Origin of the sequence: Candidatus Uabimicrobium amorphum (assembly GCF_009002475.1) — a bacterium.
Taxonomy (GTDB): Bacteria; Planctomycetota; Uabimicrobiia; order Uabimicrobiales; family Uabimicrobiaceae; genus Uabimicrobium; species Uabimicrobium amorphum.
Genome location: NZ_AP019860.1, coordinates 2,616,905 through 2,635,206, shown reverse-complemented (window position 1 = coordinate 2,635,206; position 18,302 = coordinate 2,616,905). Strand labels below are relative to the sequence as shown.

Annotated in this window: 15 protein-coding genes; 3 read left to right on the top strand and 12 right to left on the bottom strand. The window is 39.9% G+C overall.

Going from position 1 to position 18,302, the window contains the following annotated elements:
* Positions 1–182: 182 nt before the first annotated feature.
* The 10 genes from UABAM_RS09310 to UABAM_RS09265 all read right to left on the bottom strand — a co-directional run bounded on the left by UABAM_RS09310 (position 183) and on the right by UABAM_RS09265 (position 11,216).
* Positions 183–965 carry a SagB/ThcOx family dehydrogenase gene (locus UABAM_RS09310; protein ID WP_151967729.1) on the bottom strand — a complete coding sequence of 261 codons (783 nt, stop codon included), beginning with the start codon at positions 963–965 and terminating at the stop codon, positions 183–185.
* The gene (locus UABAM_RS09305) at positions 944–2,176 is read right to left on the bottom strand and encodes a YcaO-like family protein (protein ID WP_173013224.1); all 1,233 of its coding nucleotides are present in this window, start codon (positions 2,174–2,176) and stop codon (positions 944–946) included. Before UABAM_RS09305 ends, UABAM_RS09310 begins: the two co-directional genes overlap by 22 nt.
* On the bottom strand, positions 2,173–2,994 hold the full coding sequence (locus UABAM_RS09300) for a TOMM precursor leader peptide-binding protein (protein ID WP_151967727.1): 822 nt from the start codon (positions 2,992–2,994) through the stop codon (positions 2,173–2,175). Before UABAM_RS09300 ends, UABAM_RS09305 begins: the two co-directional genes overlap by 4 nt.
* 10 nt (positions 2,995–3,004) lie before the next feature.
* Positions 3,005–3,322 (bottom strand): hypothetical protein, encoded by a 318-nt coding sequence (locus tag UABAM_RS09295; RefSeq protein WP_151967726.1) that lies wholly within the window; start codon positions 3,320–3,322, stop codon positions 3,005–3,007.
* A 6-nt stretch (positions 3,323–3,328) separates the two neighbouring features.
* A complete protein-coding gene (locus UABAM_RS09290; protein WP_151967725.1) occupies positions 3,329–3,970 on the bottom strand; it encodes an SRPBCC family protein in 642 nt (213 codons plus the stop codon).
* A gap of 19 nt (positions 3,971–3,989) precedes the next feature.
* Positions 3,990–4,850, bottom strand: coding sequence for a hypothetical protein (locus UABAM_RS09285; protein WP_151967724.1), 861 nt, complete (start codon positions 4,848–4,850; stop codon positions 3,990–3,992).
* Positions 4,851–4,934: 84 nt separating this feature from the next.
* Positions 4,935–6,653: a trypsin-like peptidase domain-containing protein gene (locus UABAM_RS09280; protein ID WP_151967723.1), complete on the bottom strand. Its 1,719-nt coding sequence runs from the start codon at positions 6,651–6,653 to the stop codon at positions 4,935–4,937.
* A 114-nt stretch (positions 6,654–6,767) separates the two neighbouring features.
* Positions 6,768–8,219 carry a D-glycero-beta-D-manno-heptose-7-phosphate kinase gene (gene rfaE1 / locus UABAM_RS09275; protein WP_151967722.1) on the bottom strand — a complete coding sequence of 484 codons (1,452 nt, stop codon included), beginning with the start codon at positions 8,217–8,219 and terminating at the stop codon, positions 6,768–6,770.
* A gap of 141 nt (positions 8,220–8,360) precedes the next feature.
* The gene (locus UABAM_RS09270) at positions 8,361–9,305 is read right to left on the bottom strand and encodes an alpha/beta hydrolase (protein WP_151967721.1); all 945 of its coding nucleotides are present in this window, start codon (positions 9,303–9,305) and stop codon (positions 8,361–8,363) included.
* Positions 9,306–9,362: 57 nt separating this feature from the next.
* On the bottom strand, positions 9,363–11,216 hold the full coding sequence (locus UABAM_RS09265; RefSeq protein ID WP_151967720.1) for a serine/threonine-protein kinase: 1,854 nt from the start codon (positions 11,214–11,216) through the stop codon (positions 9,363–9,365).
* A 168-nt stretch (positions 11,217–11,384) separates the two neighbouring features.
* Here UABAM_RS09265 and UABAM_RS09260 point away from each other — a divergent pair, with 168 nt between their 5' ends.
* Together UABAM_RS09260 and UABAM_RS09255 are read left to right on the top strand one after the other, a co-directional pair.
* Positions 11,385–12,107 carry an arginyltransferase gene (locus tag UABAM_RS09260; protein ID WP_151967719.1) on the top strand — a complete coding sequence of 241 codons (723 nt, stop codon included), beginning with the start codon at positions 11,385–11,387 and terminating at the stop codon, positions 12,105–12,107.
* Positions 12,088–12,504, top strand: coding sequence for a hypothetical protein (locus UABAM_RS09255; protein ID WP_151967718.1), 417 nt, complete (start codon positions 12,088–12,090; stop codon positions 12,502–12,504). Before UABAM_RS09260 ends, UABAM_RS09255 begins: the two co-directional genes overlap by 20 nt.
* Positions 12,505–12,591: 87 nt before the next feature.
* Here UABAM_RS09255 and UABAM_RS09250 read toward each other — a convergent pair whose 3' ends face one another.
* Both UABAM_RS09250 and UABAM_RS09245 read right to left on the bottom strand, forming a co-directional pair.
* Positions 12,592–14,169 carry a coiled-coil domain-containing protein gene (locus tag UABAM_RS09250; protein WP_151967717.1) on the bottom strand — a complete coding sequence of 526 codons (1,578 nt, stop codon included), beginning with the start codon at positions 14,167–14,169 and terminating at the stop codon, positions 12,592–12,594.
* A gap of 259 nt (positions 14,170–14,428) precedes the next feature.
* On the bottom strand, positions 14,429–14,707 hold the full coding sequence (locus UABAM_RS09245) for a hypothetical protein (RefSeq protein WP_151967716.1): 279 nt from the start codon (positions 14,705–14,707) through the stop codon (positions 14,429–14,431).
* A gap of 164 nt (positions 14,708–14,871) precedes the next feature.
* On the opposite strand from UABAM_RS09245, the gene UABAM_RS09240 reads away from it, so the two are divergent.
* The gene (locus UABAM_RS09240) at positions 14,872–17,982 is read left to right on the top strand and encodes a tetratricopeptide repeat protein (RefSeq protein WP_151967715.1); all 3,111 of its coding nucleotides are present in this window, start codon (positions 14,872–14,874) and stop codon (positions 17,980–17,982) included.
* Positions 17,983–18,302: the final 320 nt, after the last annotated feature.

The following is an 18,302-nucleotide window of genomic DNA, read 5'->3' as shown; positions in this document are numbered from 1 at the left end:
CACAATTAACTCAAATGGAAATTTATCATCACACCTTTTCGTTTGTAATTGCCATCCTTGTTAGAGGGTGGCAATTTTATAGGTAGTAGATGGTTTGACTCCAAATGTATATCCACTTGTATTTGAGGGAACGGGCGGACACTAGGTCCGCCCCTACATTTCCACCTCAATTCCTTCGTCAATTATTTGCCCAAAGCCATAGCGTAGACAACCCATTCACTTTCATGGTCCAAATGCAAAAGTTTTGCGATTTTGTCTTCCATAAATCCACCGATGGGACATGCCCGTATACCAAGAGCCGTTGCTAGTAACAGTATATTTTGTGCAATATGTCCCGCCTCTAAGAATAAAAATCGATAGCCACGTTCACCGTATTTTATATAAGTTCTCTCGCGAATAGCTGTAAATATTAGAATAGCAGCGGTCTTTTCACAGGGAACACCAATGAACATTTCGCCGATACCTTGGATGCTTGTCTCTACATTTTCTAAAACCTTATCCTTTGCATGATAATGATAACAACCTGATGGTAGATTTTTGATGTTCACACAAAGTGGATAAATTTCGATCGGATATAAGGCTCCTCCTGAAGGTGCAGCGCGAAGATGGTGTTGTATTTCAGGGAAACGTTCATCGCAGACCGTAGAGGTAAAACCATAACCACGTAGTAGTAAAGTTGCCAAGTTTCCTTTTGAGATAGGTTTTCCCTGAAAATGCATCGATGAACGGCGCTTTCTGAGTAGCGAAGTCAATCTTTCGCGCCATAGCCACTGCGGTTTTAGTGAATATCTTTGGGCGCCTGGATACGTTTTGTATGGATAACAGGAATCTTGCAGTGCTTCGCGGTTTTGACTAAACTGTGCGATACTTTGTCCTAGATACACGCTATTTGCCGGAGTAATTTTGGAATTGAGGTAGTGAAATTCAGATGGAGAAACTGTTGTTACGGCATCGGATGTGGCCATGGATTGTATCCTTTTTTGTATAGAAACTTGCTGTTGGCAAAAACTTGTGAAGTGCAGTCGAGTCGTGGATGTCCGAGAAAAGGCAAAAGATGATGGCCATGAAGTGGCAATAATTTGGGAACCCAAGTCTTGACTACATAAAGACCTAATTCGCGTATTTCAGGAGTGGTTAAATCGCGTACATATGCGGGAAATTTTATATTCATTTCCACTTGGTACGATGTATATGGAATTTTTTTTCCCGCCTTTAAAAAAGCCAGTCGTTTGTAATATTTTGGGTGCAAACTGTAAAAGGAGGCGTGGCGATCAAACGTATTGACATTGTGAAATTTATAACCCGCTTCCCATGTACCACGACTTTTAATGAGTCGTTTTACATAAATGCGTCCTAATGCCGCTTCACGAACCGCTTTATACAAAGCATCATCAGAATTTTTATGGCAGGCAGCACCAAAAGAAATAATATTGCCGCAGGGAGAGTTGCCTTCTAGTAAACAAAAGTATGTGGGAACTTTTTGATCAGAGCTTAAATCTCCTACGGTGACCTCTCCATGAAAATCTTCCAACAATTTTGCGACGCGTTTTTCGTTTTTTATATTCACCATTTGTGGAGGAATTACTCCGCGTAGCCACATTAAACTAACGGCATCACGCTCGATACATTCGCACAAACCACGCACGTAAGCTTCTTCAAACGAGGTATGACAAGCCAAACCTGTCGAAATGGGGGGAGAAATTTGTTGATCGTGTTGGGGACTAGGTAGCAAAAAAAAACATGCCGGGACCCAAACTTCTGAGGCACGGTGATAATGTTGTGCTTTTATCCATGGTAATGTAGTTCGTTGTGAAATAGGTACATAAGGAAAATGATATTTACGATACTGTTTCTTTGAGAATAAAACTAGGTCTTGTATAGGAAATACTTCACCACGCAATTCATCAGCGCGTGCCCATGTGATATCATCTTCGTTCCACACCCCGGCACAATAGCGCTCTATGGCTTCGCCTAGGCAACAGTATTTTGCTTCTTCATCTTCAATTCCTCCGCCTCCGCATTTTTGTGTGGCTTTTGTTGCGGAAAAAGCACTGGTATCGCAAAGTGAGGCACCATAGGCGTGGATGGCAGGATCATCAAAGTCGGTTTTCGCTTTTCCCAAACTTTGTACAATGCCACAACGTCTACCCACTAGTTTACTCTCGATATTGTTCAACAGCAACTCCCCATACAATGCGGAATGCGTAAAACTTGCTCGATAAATTGCTGGGAAGTATCCCACTCCATATACAATAAACGACCACACAACTGTGAATGTGTGCCATAACGCAAAAGTTCCATGGCAACCTGTGACATACACCATAAAAAGCTAGGAACAAAGGGTTTTAAAGGAATACCTTGTTGCTCGATAATTTTTTGGTATTCACCGTAAGAGTCGCGAAAGCGGCGGTTGGAAAGTAAACGTTGTTGAAAGCACTGGTAGCAAGCGGTCTGTTGCGGAATAAATAGCGGACCAACTTCTGCACAACTCGTTGTCCAAGAAACACGTAGCCATGAAACGCGATGATCCTCATTCCATTTTTGTATAAAAGATGGTGTCAGACCCGGTTCGCAAACAATAGATATGTTGGCTTCGCGTGGTATGGTCGTAAAGTGGTTAACACCAAGTAAAGACAGGTTGTCGCGAATACGTTTTGTGTAAATCTCATGACTGAGAATACAAACAACAAGTGTGCTGATGTCTTTTTGTGTTGCTGTAATTTCCTTCCACGCACAAGAATGCAGTGTCTTTTCAATAACAATGCCTTGTTGTTGTAAATCTTTGAGTAGTTCTAATACCATTGTTTTTGGATAGTTAGGTAGTGCTTTAAGTATTTCTTTTGTGGTATTTTCTCCATTTAAAAGAGGTAACAAATCACTGAGAAGAGAATTGTCCCCGCTGACAAAAATGGCTTGTTGATCATCACGACGAAATTGAATTTGTGTTTTTTCTTTTATTAAGGTGTATAGAGGTGAAATGACAGGATAATCCACAATTTACCTCTTAGAAATTACCCATGATCAAATCAATGCAAATTCCCAGTCCTGCTCCGACAAGAAGTCCCGCAATGGTAAAACCAAGTCCCAAAGCAATCATCGCCGTGACAATCGTCACAAATTTCTTGAGTCCCGTTGCTTCTCCGCTCCACTTTGTTCCTTTGATAAAACCACGGCAAAAGCCATAGATCAGACCAATTGCGCCACCAAGGCCACCGCCAATAATGACCATGCAACAACACGTCGATGAACCGCCACAAGCTAGAGTCACCCCGTCATTATTTCCAAAATCCCCAGGAGTACTTTTTATAGAAGTCTTTTTCATTCATTCTCACTTTTTAAAATATTCAGGGTTTGTTTCTTCGATATTTTTAACGTGCTCGCGCAATTTTTTTACGACAACTTTTAGGCGTTGCCTCATATAAGCATTTCCAAACCACAGTGGAATCCACGGTGCTTCAAAACGTATTTTGTATTCCATTAACGTTTTATTTCCCGCTTTGTGTATCGTCCATGAACCACGATTTACCTCTAAGATTCCCTGTTGTTGATGCCAATGTGAAACATAAGTGTTGGGTTTTTCTTCGTACCACAGCTTATGTTTTAACTGGTACGTTCCGAAAGGAAAGTCAAAAATTTGTTCCTGCTCATAATTGTTTTCATCTACTTTTTTGACAACGCTTTTTCTTACATATGGTAAAAATTTCTCAAAATTTTCTTTGTCGCGGATTACTTTCCACACATTTTCTGCAGGGGCATCAATAACACCCCAAATTGCCACAGCGTTACCATCAAAAGCTTTTACGATATGTCCTTTGACTTTTTGCCCTATTTGGTCTGCCGTATATGACACCTCTACAACGTTGTTGCCATCATAATATGCCCAGCCGACAGTTACAAAAACAAAAACGGTAAGTACAATCGCAATTTTCTTCCATATACTTTTTTTCGGTTTCTGTTTTTCTTCAGCCATATCCGTATCCTTAATAAAATTATTCTTTTGCAAAGTGCGCAACTAAGTCTCCGCCAGCACTAGGAACAAAAGAATATTCTGAATCTAGGCTCAACAGATTTCCCTTGTACTGCCAGTATTCGAATTTATGTCCTGGTGCTGCGGTAGCTTTGATGGTAATCTTGTATCCGCTTGGAATGACAAAGTGTGTACACCCTGTCGTTGTACTACATTCGTCTTTAGAACCAAAGGGTTTTGCCGATACAAATCCCATTCCTTGTGGCTTTAAGAATATACGCCAATATACACCTCTGTTTTCGAGTTGTTCATTGTTAGCAAGAACACACGACACTACATCATTTGCACTTTGTCCAAAAGCGGCATCAAGCACACAGTCCACTATATTTTTTCCGGGTGCTGTACATTTCATTATATCGGGAATCAGAGCGGCACTTTGTTTTGTTGTGCACTGTAGAATTACATCAAAATACTGCTCCTCAAATGTCGAAGCTTGACGATCAATAACTACTTTAGAGCTGACAGAGGACTTTTGCTTGTGGAAAAACAGAGTATATTGCAATGTTTGTGTTTTCAGGTTATGAGTAAATTTATAAATGTTCAGAACTTCGACATTTTCTCCTTCTACATATACCATTACGCTATGGTACAATTCCCAATCGTCTTTTGTCCAAAATTCAGAAAAAGCGTTGGCCACTTTGTAGACAGAGTGTAGGGTACTACCATTTTTTAATTTGTGATGACGAAAAGAATGTTCACCTGATAGAAAAAGACTATCGCCAAAAAAATGAGCTGCGGCATTGTGCTTTTGCTTGAGAAGTTCTTGCGTATCTTGTGCAGCAATAGAAACGAACATTACTATGGATAAAAGTATTACTTTCATAAAATCTCCCCTAATATAATATGCAAAATAGCAAAGAATATTTTTCGACTATGTATGCAAAATTTTTACCGTAGAATTATGTGTTTATGGACTCCAAAAGCGCAATTTACGAATATTTTGTCCTGTTTGTACGATAAGTCGCATAAATTTCTTTCGTGGTAAATTTTGATATAAATCAATGAAATCAGAACTTGTTTTAAAATTTTGATTAATTCCGAGCAATAAATCGTTTTTGGCAACACCCGCTTTGAAAAGTGGGCTGGTAGGATGAACGTCGATAATCCATATACCAGCTTGCTGTGGCGTTTTTAAATACGCTTGTAAAGAAGGCGAAATAGGTATTCCCCAAAATTTAAGATGGCGGAAAAAAATAACTTTATTGTGAAAAGGTTTACGCAAGTCGGGAAACAAACGCGCTTCGTAGAGCTTTTCTTTTCTGCGAAACTTGAGTATGGTTTGTTCGTCAGATGAAAGTTCACTTTCTATTTTTCTGAGTGCTGGCAAATCGCTGTGATAGCGACACGTAATCGGTTGTTTGTTTATCTCGAGAACCACATCTCCCGATTGCAGTCCTGCCTTTGCGGCGCTAGAGTCCGGAATGATGATGTTGATTATCGCCCCTTGTTTTTCTTGAATATGCCACTGTGGACGCCAGATCACTCCCAGGGTGTTGCGTATAATTTGTTTAAAACTCAACAATTCATTTACAACTTCCCGTGCGTGGTTGCTAGGTACACAAAAGCCCAGACCTGGATATTCACTGCGTCGCGTATTTACTCCAACCACTTCGCCGTCTAAATTAAAAAGAGGACCGCCACTGACACCTTCGGTAATCGCCGCGTCTACTTGAATCCAGCAGTGAAAAAATCCACCGCTAGAGTATTCTTTTTTGGGTACGTAGGCCGCTAAATAACGATGGTCGTGCGAAACGAAGCCTGATATCAAACTAAAAAAAAGTCCACGGGGATGTGCCAGAGTCCAAATATGACTACCCGTTTTTAATACTTGTGAGTCGCCCCATTCAATCCTACTTACTTCACCTTTCACACGCGAAAAATCAATTATTTTTAATATGGCGATGTCGGAAATTTCATCGTAAGAATGAAGTAAAAAGTTGACGCGGCGGCGATTGTGCAATATTCCCTGTAGATTGCCTAAGTTTTGGCTAATGACATGATGATTGGTGACCACATGTCCTAACTCATCGATAATAAAGCCCGTGCCTTGTTTAAAAGAGTTTGCACGAAGAGAGGTCGTATTCTCAATTATGACAACACTTTGCACCACTTTTTGCGTACGTTCTATACGTAAGCTCTCTAAAAGTCGTAGTTGTTCTAAAGGAGAAACTTCTTCCGCCACAACCTTTTTCTCTACGATGACAGAACGTGTAGTTCTCTGTAAAAAATATACAATACAAATAACACTCACCACTGTGCATAAAAAAAATACCACTAGAAAAAACAAAAATGGGTTGCGTCTACTGTGATCGTAAGCAGCGTCCATGCTATCATAAAAATCAGGCCGTGAGATAACGTCAGAAATTTGTTCTTTGGCAATATCCTTTTGAGTAAAATTTTCAGATTCTGCGCCAATATCGATGACTAGAGGTGTCTTTTCCGCTTTGGCTTCTGGTTGTTCGCCAAAAACAATATCTTCGTTGCCCGATTTGGCAACAGGACCGTGTGCTGCATCCTGTCCCAGACATTCATTGCATACCGCACATAGAATTTTGCCGTTGAAAGGATCGATGATACATTCCTGTTCTTGGGAACACTGCGCACAAAAAATCTTTTTTTCTGACATAGTAATCTCTTTTTCTTACTGATTTTTTAAAGATCCGGATCGGGGTTGATCTGCTCTTTTTAATAGCACAAGTCATAAACTTGGATATCTTCATCAATGGCTCGAAATTTCGGCTCATTTTTTGTTAATAGAACTAATGATATTCGTTGTCGAATAGCCTTCTTGGTATGGGTAAAACTCGACGCTTCCGCCGTATGACTCTATGAATTTTGCTCCGGCAACCTCTTTTCCCTTCCAGTCGGCACCTTTGACTAAAACATCTGGTTGCAAGGATTCTATGAGCTTTGTCGGTGTATCTTCCTCAAAAATAACTACATAGTCTACGGAACTCAAAGCGGCTAACATTTCACCGCGGTCTTTCTCTTTAATCACAGGCCGTTCGGGACCTTTCAAACGCGAAATAGAAGCATCGCTATTAAGACCTATTATGAGCATATCTCCGCGGTTACGGCAGTACTCTAGGTAGCGAATATGACCTGGATGCAGTATATCAAAACACCCATTGGTAAATACAATCGTGCGTCCCTGGTTACGGAAAAGTTCTAATTCGACAATAACTTCGGGCAAGGTTTTTAATTTTCGTAAATGAGTATTTTCGCTATAAATGGCTTTAGCATAGAGGTCTTCTGGAGTAACTGTAGAAGCACCTACTTTACCAACAACAATTCCTGCGGCGATATTTGCTAGAGAAATAGCGCGTTTCCAGGAGCATTGTACCGCGGTGCACAAACTCAGCAGTGACAAAACGGTATCTCCGGCTCCGGTTACATCAAAAACTTCTTGTGCATCGGCCTTGATATGAATTTGTTGCTCCTGTGTTGCCACAAATATTCCTTGTGGACCTAATGTAATCACTGCGACCTTAATTCCTAGTTTTTCTAGGAGGTGTTGTCCTGCTTTTTTTACATCTTCCATTGAGTTCAGTGGGAATCCAACAATAATTTGCGTTTCTTTGCGATTTGCCGAAATCAATGTAGCGTTTTTGTAGAGTGACCAGTCATCTCCTTTGGGGCCTATGAGTGTCGGTTTATCGTTTTTGCGGGCGATATCAATAATTTTTTGGCATAACTGTGCAGAGAGAACACCTTTGGCGTAGTCAGAAATAACGACAACGTCGTATTTGTCGATGTTGTCAACAACATATTGCTCCATTTTTGCGTTGAGTTGTGCCGAAAGAAAATCTTTCTTTTCGCGATCGACGCGTAATAAGTGTTGTCCTTGCGCAATCATGCGCGTTTTTACTGTGGTCGGACGATCATTATCGACAAATAGAGCGTCGTTTATGTTTTGCTCGCGTAGTGCTTTACGCAGCATATTGCCGTTTTCATCGTTACCGATCACACCAGAAATAGTCACTGTCGCTCCCAAGGCGACCATATTATTAGCGACATTGCTCGCACCTCCCAAACGATATTCATCTCGTGAAACATCGAGAATTTGAATGGGAGATTCCGGAGATATTCGATCTACACTTCCAAAGGCATAATGATCTAAGATAATGTCGCCGATAAGCAGTATATTCGTGTTGCGAAATTTAGACACAATATCGTGAATATAGTGGGCCATTACTAAACTTTCTAGTTTCTGGAGAAGCGGGATACTTGTTGCTTCCCTCAACCTAAATCCAGACTTTATTGCCTGATCATGAAAATAAAAGACTACTAAAAAATGCGCCGTAAAGTACAACTACGGCGCAAAATATTAATATTAACGTGCGATTTTTTTTGCTGCCATACGGATTACTGTGCTATTTCCCCAGTAAGAATGTCCATCGACAATGTTGCTAACTTCGATATTTTCTACTTTACGCAATTCGTTAGAATTACCGCGGAATGCACCGACAAGCCCCATCGCATCCTTTTCGGCGATGCGAATCTGGCGTAACAGTTCGCGGTCAAATTCACTTCGTGCAGTAAATTTTCCATTGTCTAGGGCATCCATATAGCGCAACTGCTCTGTTGTACTTAAGCGCAAAAACTTTTCTGCTCCTGGTAGTTTTTGATTCTTACGATCAAATAACCAGTAGTAAAGTGAATAGAGGTATTTTAAAACGCCGTCATTCTTTGAAAAATACACGTAGTTGTACTGTGACACTAGATTGGTATTCGCGAAAGAAGTGAAAAAAATATTGTTATGGACTGCCGCAGCAAGCAAACAGTTTTTTCCCCAGCGAACATAGCGTGCTTCGTTTTGTTGTAAAGTACTGAGTAAAACGCGCCCACCTAAACTGTGACAAATGATGTGCACGCGTGTCGTACGACATATTTTGGAAATTTCACTGAGCATATATATTAAATATTTTCCCGCCGCATTGGCGTGCTTTACCGCCGTTCCAAAACTCAACCATGTGTTTGAAGGCCAATAGAAGCCAACATAATTCCTGTTTCCCAACTCCGAAACTAAAGCGCTACATGCGGTGGTGTAAGAACTTTTTGCGCTACTATACGAAGTGTTGAACCCATGGACAAGTACAACTGTGTCGACGTTGGGATTTAAATTAGCTTTGAGTGTACTCAGTTCCATGTCTTGTGGAGATGGCAAAAAACCATCTTCTGATCCATTGTCGCAGCGTACCATTACAAGAGAATTTTCTGTCTCGGCATACAGACAAGCACTGCACATGATGAGTACAACGATAAAAATTTTATACACAATAACCTCCTACGTACTGTTGTGGCCCAATAACCACAAACAAAAAATTAACAAACATTAGCGTTTGAGGGCCGCCAGGCGTTTTTTTGCTGGCTGGTAGTTAAACTTAGATGCTTTTTCATACCAGTAAATAGCTTCAGAAATACTTCTTTTTACCCCATGACCATGTTCGTAGCAATATCCCAAGCAATATAGAGCAAGGGGGCGTTCTTTGGCTGCCGCCTTGCGAAACCACTGTGCTGCCAACACGTAGTTTTTATTTACCCCAAATCCGTTGTAGTAACAAACACCCATTTGTTCTATCGCCTGAGCATGTCCATTTTCTGCCGCTTTGCGAAAAAGAGATACGGCTTTTTCATAATTACGCACAACCCCTGAGCCATTTAGGTAGCGCATCCCTAAATTTGTTTGTGCTGTTGGTAAATTTAAATCTGCTGATTTTTGTAACAGTAGAAATGCGTCGACGTATTTGCGTTGTGCATTGTAGTAAATAGCGAGATTGTTCATTGCGACAGGATGATTCTTTTTTATGGCCTTACTATACCAGCTCGCTGCGAGCTGTTGACTTTTTCGTCCGCCCATTCCAATGCTATACGCGTACCCTGTCATATACAAACTAAATCCGTCTTGATTATTTTTTAACTTAAAGAGTTGTCTTTGTGTGATTGTATGTGCAGTGGTGACGTCTTTTGTAACACCGTGACCTAAAAATAGCATTTTTGCTTTGTGAATAAGATACCTGGGGTCTACGGAATTAAGACTCAGTGCTTTTTCGTTGTATTTCCAAGCATTGGAGTAGTTATTCTGGAAATAGTAATAATCCAAAGACCTGTCAAAATAAACTTCTGCTGAGGGTTGCTCCACTACTTTTTGTATATTTGTGGTGGGGGAAAGATCGCTATCATCCATGGTAATTCCAATTCCCACCATACCTATGATCAACATAATGATGACGGCAATTGTATAACTCAAGGCACGTACATCACTGAAAAAAGACATTTTTTGTGTACTACTTTTTTTGTTTATGCGCGTGACATCCACGAACCACTTACTGCCGATATGCGGAAATTTAGAATAAAGATTTGATAATTCTTTGCAGAGTCTTTGCGCACTCTGTGTTCGTTGTTGTGGGTCTTTTTGCAGAGCTTTGTTGAGAATATTTGATAGATGTTCGTAGTGTCCTTCATCGGGACTATAAAGATAATTTGTAATCGGCGGTGGGAAATATTTTTGAACACGATCTATCGTTGAAAAAACATTGTTTCCTTTAAACGGAGAACGTCGTGACCAAGAGAATAATTGATATAGAACTATTCCTAGAGAAAAAACGTCGCTGTTGCTATATTCTTTTCCATTGATTCTTTCAGGACTCATATACGCAACATTGCCTTGTATCGCTAATGTTTTTGTTAAAGTGTGTAGGTTGGAATGCAACGATTTGGAAAGACCTAAATCTAGAAGTTTTACCGTACCTTCCTCAGGATCAATAAAAATATTTTGTGGTCTTATATCGCGATGTAGTAAACCAAGAGCATTGACTTGTGAAATGGCTTGGCATATTTGAATGGCTATTGCAATTTGTTCTACTAAGTCCAAGCTCCATGGATGATTGACAATAAAAGTGTCAAGTGCTACTCCTCGTGCATGCTCCATAACAAAAAAACATTGGTCGTTTTCTTCAAAAAAATCGTATACTTTGACAATCGCAAAATCGTTAAGCTCACTCAATAAGCGATATTCGCGTTGCAATCTTTTGACAATTTTTTGGTAGTTAGCCGCCGTATTTGAGATTTGCTTGATCGCAACATAACGTTTAATACGCTTGTCAAAAGCAAGATGTACGACACTCACGCGTCCTCGGCCAATTATTTCTTTAATTTCATATCTATTGCGGATACAATATGGTTGCATACGAGCTCTCGTTATCGAACAATGTAAAAAAGTTAGTGATCTATAATAACATTTTTTTTTTCACTATTTTACTTTTTTATTTTGATTGGGCAGAATTATTTTCCCAATTCGCTCTGAGGGGAATATGCTGTTAAATAGAATGAACGCAAAAAGATATAGGACTTTTCGGTGATTATACTTCAAGAAAAACGTTTTGATAGTCTAGACAGCTGCTCTTACCTACCCGAAATGCAAAAGCGCTTTGAATATTTTTTCGCATATGAATTGCAGGAAAAAGAGATTTCTGAGCTATTAGAAAAGGGATGGCGAAAGTTTGGCATGTATTTTTTTCGTCCTCGTTGTCCAGGTTGTCGTGCATGTATACCAACACGTGTTGTTGTACAAGATTTTTCCCCTAGGAAAAGTCAAAAGCGCGTTTTAAAAAAGGCTCAAGATGTCGAGGTGCGTTTTGTTTCCCTTCGTTACGACGAAAAAATATTTGAGCTTTACAAGAAACACTCTCAAAATCGTTTTGATCAAAAGGAAGGTTCGGAAGAAGACTTTATTCATAGTTTTTACTTGCCTTCATGTCCTGGACTACAGTCGGAATTTTATATCGAAGATAAACTTGTTGGTGTTGGTTTTTTAGATCGTGGACATAACGCCCTTAGCAGTGTATACTTTGTATATGATACCGATTATCAAAATTTGAATCTCGGAACTTTTAGCATACTCAAAGAGATTGAATACGCTAAAAATTTAGGTTTATCCTACTACTATTTAGGTTATTATATTGAAAAGTGTTCGAGGATGGCATACAAAAACAAATTTCATCCACAAGAACACTTTAATTGGCAAACACAATTGTGGAAACAACAGATAGGAGACACGAATGCCAAAAGCAAACACTAAACTAATCCAGGCTCTACGTGAAGCCGCTTCTAACTTAAAAGGTGGTGTCAAGTACGAATGGGGCCACATGGGAAGATGTAACTGTGGACATTTGGTTCAAACAGCAACGCAAATGACCGATGTTGAAATCGTAAAATCCATCGACCATGAGTTGGACGAATGGACAGAGCATGCGAAAGACTACTGTGCTGTTACCAATCATAAGGTTGATGATTTATTTGCCACAATGGAGTCTATTGGTTTTGATCGCTACGATATGTCAAATCTAGAGTATCTTTCCGACAAAAACGTACTCGATGCATTGCCCAATGGACGTTATCTCCACCGCAATAATCCGCAACATGTTAGTCTATATATGGACACCATGGCTGATCTTTTGGAAGAGCAGTTGGTCTAAAATCTATCTATCTAAAGTTTGCTACAATTTACAACCTATAATTCCACAAATGGTGTATGGTGATGCCCGATAGGGCATCACATACAACTAGTGCCGTGCACGCGTGGCAATTTCACTGACAATTTGTTGTTGCACTTGGTGTTTCCCACGTTTGGTGATTTCAATGTCCAAAAGTTGCGCAATGGCACGCAATGAGTTCTCATTGAATTTATTTTGGGTAAAAATATCTACCACTTCCCCCTCGATCGAATAGTAAGTCATGTGGTGTTTTTGCCATGGGTAACCATTGTTCACAAATTGTAGGCTTCCGTGTTCAATCACATGGGCCAACTCGAAAGCCACTCTTGCTTCTTTTAAGTCTTCACTCTCGCAGTACTGGTCGGCAAGCTCATGTAGTTCTATGATTGTTTGTGCGCCGTTTTCGTCAAACGCCGCTGTAATCTTATGTGCCTCTTCTTGAAATTTTAACAGCCTTTCACCAAATTCGTCGCGAAACTCCTGTGGAAGTTCCCCTTCACTTTTCAACTTGCTTTTCTGCACCTTTTTCTTTGCGGTGATTCTCACACCTTTGATTTCCTCACGGTGTTTTTCCTTCATCTGTTCGAGTTGTCGTTTATGACTTTCTTGGAGTTGTTTGTTTTTTTGCCGCTCAATTTCAAGTAATCCTTGTAGTTTGATTACTTCTTCTTTGTTTTTTTCTTTGTCTTTTTCCAGTTGCTCTTTCACTTTGTCTTTTTCGCGTTGTAATTGTTCTTTCGCTTTGGCGCGGTCTTTTTCAAGAGCTTCTTTTGCTTTGTCTTTTTCGCGTTGTAACTGTTCCTTAACTTTGTCTTTTTCCTTTTGTAGTTGTTCTTTTGCTTTGTCTTTCTCGTTTTGTAACTGCTCACGCAATTTTTCTTTTTCTTTTTGCAATAGCTCCTGGTTTTTCGCCTTTTCCTCGCTAAATTTTATTTTGTATTTCTCTTCAATTTCCTTATTTTTTGCTTTTTCTAAGGCGATCAATTCCTTATTTTGCTCAACAGTGGCTTTGTTTTTTTCTTTTTCCGTAGCAACTTGTTCTTTGTATTTCTCCACTGTTTCTTTGTTTTTTTCTCTCTCAGTAGCCAATTTTTCGCGATGCACTTCTTCTTTTTCTTTGTGCTTTAACTTGATCTCGTTGATTTGCTCTTTCAGCGCATCATTTTTTTCTTTTTCCACAACGAGTTGTTCGCGAACTTTTGTCTTCTCCAACTCTAATTTCTGTTGAGACTTTTCTTTTTCGTTTTCGAGTTTTTCTTGCAACTTATTTTTTTCGTTGTCGAGTTTTTCCTGTAGCTTTTGACGCTCAGTGGAGAGCTTCTCTTCTAATTTTGATTTTTCTTGCTGTAGTTTCTCTTGTAACTTTGCTTTCTCTTGCGCAAACTTTTCTTTTTCTGTTTGCAACTTGGTTTGGAACTTTTCTTTTTCACTTTCTAACTTAGCGCTGATTTTTTCCTTTTGTTGCTCCAGACGCTCTTTGTTTTTCGATATATCTTTTAGTTCCTTGATTTCTAGCGGATCAATTTCGCGGAATGCGGCGGCTAGCTCCAGCAATTCCTTACAAAAAGGAGCAGAATATTCGTCATAGACCGCAGCTTGTTTTTCCAAAAACGCCGCCAGCTCCACATTGTTATTGATCTTCGCCATTACTGCAATCTCCTTATTAAGTTCATTGGGCTACCAAATCTAAACACAAATACGGGTAATATACAGAATAGCATTATTATTATTGTTTTGCCGACAAAATCCAAATTTATTTTTTCTTTTAGATGTTGTGAAGTGAGAGATGTTTTATGATTGTAAAATGGAGTGTAGTTAAGAGTATGTAACACTTGGAGTCTTTTATCCCTGGTCAAACCAGGGATTTGGGAAATAGACATATCGTTGCCACGACTGAATACAATCTTTAGGGAAGACGTCCACGATTGTAGTAGTGAAGACGATTGGTATAGTCGCGATGATAATCGTAGTTGTAGCGATTACGTTTGTAGTCAACATCTTTTGCCTTGTCATGATTGTGATCATGGTTGTGAGCATGACCGTTGTCGTCACTGTGGTCGTCATGATCGCTATGATCAGCATCACTTTGTACCACCGGACTTACATTCTGTTGGCTGTCATACTTTTTACATGTACAACCAACCAACATAAACATGGCGCACAGAATTATTGTAAGATATTTCATTGATTTGATCCTTTGTTTCACAGGTTTGTGTTTTGTCTGTATATTATAGACATATTTTGCGCGTAAAATCCAAATTTATTTTGCTTTTAGATGCAACCAAGCGCAAACAAAGTTATACTATTATTAGTACCCAAAGGCTAAGATTATTATAAAGGTAAAAAATCATGTTGGAAAATGTTTGTCGTTTATTAAAACAACGTAAACTCGCTGTGTTTACTGGAGCAGGGATATCGATTGATGCACCTTCCTCAATTCCAGGATGGCAGCAGCTCATCAATGCAATGGTGCACGCGCTCACCACGCATCATGAAGATTTAAAAGGTTTGGATGAAGATATTGTCTCGGCGAACATTGCCCCAGAAGTGATATCGCAAATTTTATACGAATCGATAGGCGAAGAGTATTTATCCACCTTTGAAGTTTTAAAAAATCGCAAACCAAACCATCATCATATTTACCTTTCCAAGCTTGCCAAGAGTGGTTTTGTGTCGTTTTTTGTCACCGCCAATTTGGATACTTGTTTGGAAGATGCGATGGAAAACGAGGGGATGGAGCGTGACAAAGACTATTTTGTGTATGCCACCGAAGCGGATTTTGAAAGTTTTATGGACTTTCCACAGTACTCAGGGGTGCGCATATTCAAAATACACGGTTCCGTTGAAAATCTACACAGCATCATCACTACCTTTAGCAAGGAAGGCCAAGGACTATCGAAAAACAAAGTGCGACTACTACGCTGCTTATTGTTAATACGTCACTTTTTATTTATCGGTTACAGTGGCAATGATCTCAATGCCAACCCCAACTACATTATGCTAGAAGACTTGACCGAGGAGGCAAAGGGCTTTTACTGGAACTTTCTGCCGGAAGAAGATATTCACAAACAAGTAGAGCGCCTTATTGACCTTTATGATAAACGCAGTGCGGCGTTGCAGTTTTCAGGGGTAGATTTGTTACAGAAACTTTGGGAGTACGTGGACGGGGAATCATTCGTTGTTGTCGAGAAGAAGGACGAGGGCTTTGATTACGCCACTGAGTTACAAAAGTGGTGTGCAGCTTCTGAAGTTACCGGAGGCGTTTATCATGCACTTGGTGCACTTCTTCGCCATGTCGCGCAGAACGACAAAGCCACACAGTGTTATACAAAAGCCATTGAACACTATCGTGAGCGAAGTAATATCAACAAACTATGCCAGGCCACCTGTGATTTGGGTAGTTTACTTCACTTTCAAGGTAAAGACAGCGAAGCAGAAAAAGTTTACAAAGACTTGTTGCGGGAATTTGAAAAACAGCAAACTGCGGAAAAAGCTTTTATTTATGAAGGTTTAGCAAATTTGGCTTTGGACAATGGTAGTGTCGCGAAAAGCAAGGAATACTACGAACAAGCTCTCGAAATTGTCGAGGAATCAGGTCATTTTGCAGGTACTGCACATTTACTCATCCGTTTGGGGAATTTTCATAAATCGCAAGGTGAATGGCAGCTTGCACGTAAGTACTATCAACAAAGTACGATTCTCGCGGAAGAAATATGGAGTTACAAGTTACTTGTTGATATCTATTCGCGTGTAGGTGATTTAGAGCTACATCAAGGTAAGTGGAATGTTGCAGAACAAAATTATCGTAAGGGAATCAAAATTGCGGAGGAAACAGGTTATGAACTAGGTTGTGCCGACTTGTATAATAGCCTGGGAATGCTTAAACGTAAATCTGGTCAGCTTGATACTGCGCGCGACTGGCTAGAAAAATCTTTGCAAATGCGCGAGAAGTTGGCTTCGCCTTCGGGCATTATCAATTGTCATATCAGCCTTGCGCAGCTGTACGAACAAAGTGGTGAATGGGAGAAAGCGGAAGAATACATTCATGCGGCAATGTCTACCGCAGAAAAATATCAAATTACGGTTGGACTAGCGCTATGCTATCGTGCATTGGCAGCCATTATGCAAAAGCGCGGTGAATACGAACAAGCTTTGGAAAATTTAGCGAAAAGCGAAGATATTGAGCGCAAATTTAATCGTCTGCCGTCGTTGGCAAGTGTCCTTAGTCAACAAGCAATTGTTTATGAAAAGCAGTCTTTGTATGAAAAAGCCCACAAACTGTACAACGAATGCCTTGATATCTTTCGTACCATGAATAATCGTCCGGCCATGGCAGCATCTTATAATAATCTTGCGGTTCTTGCCTCGAAACAACGTGAAACTGATACGGCGTTTGAGCTTTATCAAAAGTCACAAAAAATTAGTGAAGAAATCGGAGATAAAGTTTCGCTTTCCTCTTGCTTTATTAACATGTCGGTTATTTTGCAAGTGAAGGGGGATTGGCAGCAAGCGGAGGAATTCTTGCATAAGAGTCTAGAGTATTCCAAAGGAATTAACCTTCTCAATGAAGGCAACGCATATTCTAATCTCGCGATCCTTCACCAAAAGCGCCAAAAATTGCAAATAGCCGAAGACTTTTTACACAAAAGTGTCACTATTTTTGAAAAACTAAACAATGCGCCGATGCTTTCGTCTATATATCGTAAAGTCGCAACACTACATCAGCAAAAAAAAGAATGGTCAACAGCAGAGGATTTTATAAAAAGAGCTTTGGAAGTGTCGCAGGATAAAAATTTACAAATGGAAATCGCCGAAAACTATCGCACGAGCGGTTTGATTTATGCGGATCAAGACAAACTTGCGGAAGCTCTGAAGGAACTGAATTCTAGCTTACAAATTTACCAGGAAAAAAATAATGCCGCGCAAATTGCGCAAAATTATCGCTTGATTGCCAATATTCACCGCCGTAAAGAAGACTGGGACATCGCCAAAGAGTTTTATTTAGACGCGATTAAAATACAAGAACAAATCAAAGATAAAACATCCCTAGCGCACACTTATGTGCAAATGGGACACCTCCATCGTGAGCAGGGAAATATTGAAGAAAGTGAAAACGCGTTTGTTGCGGCAAAAGATATTTATGAGCATACGAACAACAAGCGCAAAACTATGGATACGGTCGCACACATTGGTAACTTAATGGTGAAGTGCAAAAATTTTAGCGTTGCCTTGCAAAACTATCGCCACAGTTTAAAAATAGCTAAAGAACTGGGAGACGAATTGGAAATTGCCAATGCGCAGTTTAACATGAGCTTCATTTTGCGCAAATCGGGAAACAAAGATGAGGCCATTCGTTTGCTGGAAAAATCTGCAAAAGTATACGAAAAGCGCCAAAAAATTGCGAATTTACGCAAGGCAGAAAAAATGTTACGCATGTGGAAAAAGAAAAAAAATGAATAGTTTGCCTTGACGAATGTCTTAAAGGTATGTATAAATAACAACAAGTAAAGTAGTTATGAAGAAATAACTAATCTTCACTGTGCTCTAATCGCAGTAGGACCGCGTATTTTTCTACAAACGAAAATTTCGTGGTTATTTCGGTGACGATAACGGTTAGGGACAGGGATCACGGTGACGATTTTTAGAAGTGCTGGAGCCCTGCTTTTTTTAGGGATGAAAAGCCGGTTTGATTTTGTGGTTCCAGAGAACAGATTGTATTAGGGATACAGTCATGTAAATGGCTACCGGTCATGTTGATGACTAATTATAACTACTTACAT

Bases quoted from the DNA above. Each gene is read 5' to 3' on its own strand.
- UABAM_RS09310 (WP_151967729.1), bottom strand. From the start codon at position 965: ATGGCCACATCCGATGCCGTAACAACAGTTTCTCCATCTGAATTTCAC.
- UABAM_RS09295 (WP_151967726.1), bottom strand. From the start codon at position 3,322: ATGAAAAAGACTTCTATAAAAAGTACTCCTGGGGATTTTGGAAATAAT.
- UABAM_RS09290 (WP_151967725.1), bottom strand. From the start codon at position 3,970: ATGGCTGAAGAAAAACAGAAACCGAAAAAAAGTATATGGAAGAAAATT.
- UABAM_RS09285 (WP_151967724.1), bottom strand. From the start codon at position 4,850: ATGAAAGTAATACTTTTATCCATAGTAATGTTCGTTTCTATTGCTGCA.
- UABAM_RS09280 (WP_151967723.1), bottom strand. From the start codon at position 6,653: ATGTCAGAAAAAAAGATTTTTTGTGCGCAGTGTTCCCAAGAACAGGAA.
- rfaE1 (WP_151967722.1), bottom strand. From the start codon at position 8,219: ATGGCCCACTATATTCACGATATTGTGTCTAAATTTCGCAACACGAAT.
- UABAM_RS09265 (WP_151967720.1), bottom strand. From the start codon at position 11,216: ATGCAACCATATTGTATCCGCAATAGATATGAAATTAAAGAAATAATT.
- UABAM_RS09255 (WP_151967718.1), top strand. From the start codon at position 12,088: ATGCCAAAAGCAAACACTAAACTAATCCAGGCTCTACGTGAAGCCGCT.
- UABAM_RS09250 (WP_151967717.1), bottom strand. From the start codon at position 14,169: ATGGCGAAGATCAATAACAATGTGGAGCTGGCGGCGTTTTTGGAAAAA.
- UABAM_RS09245 (WP_151967716.1), bottom strand. From the start codon at position 14,707: ATGAAATATCTTACAATAATTCTGTGCGCCATGTTTATGTTGGTTGGT.
- UABAM_RS09240 (WP_151967715.1), top strand. From the start codon at position 14,872: ATGTTGGAAAATGTTTGTCGTTTATTAAAACAACGTAAACTCGCTGTG.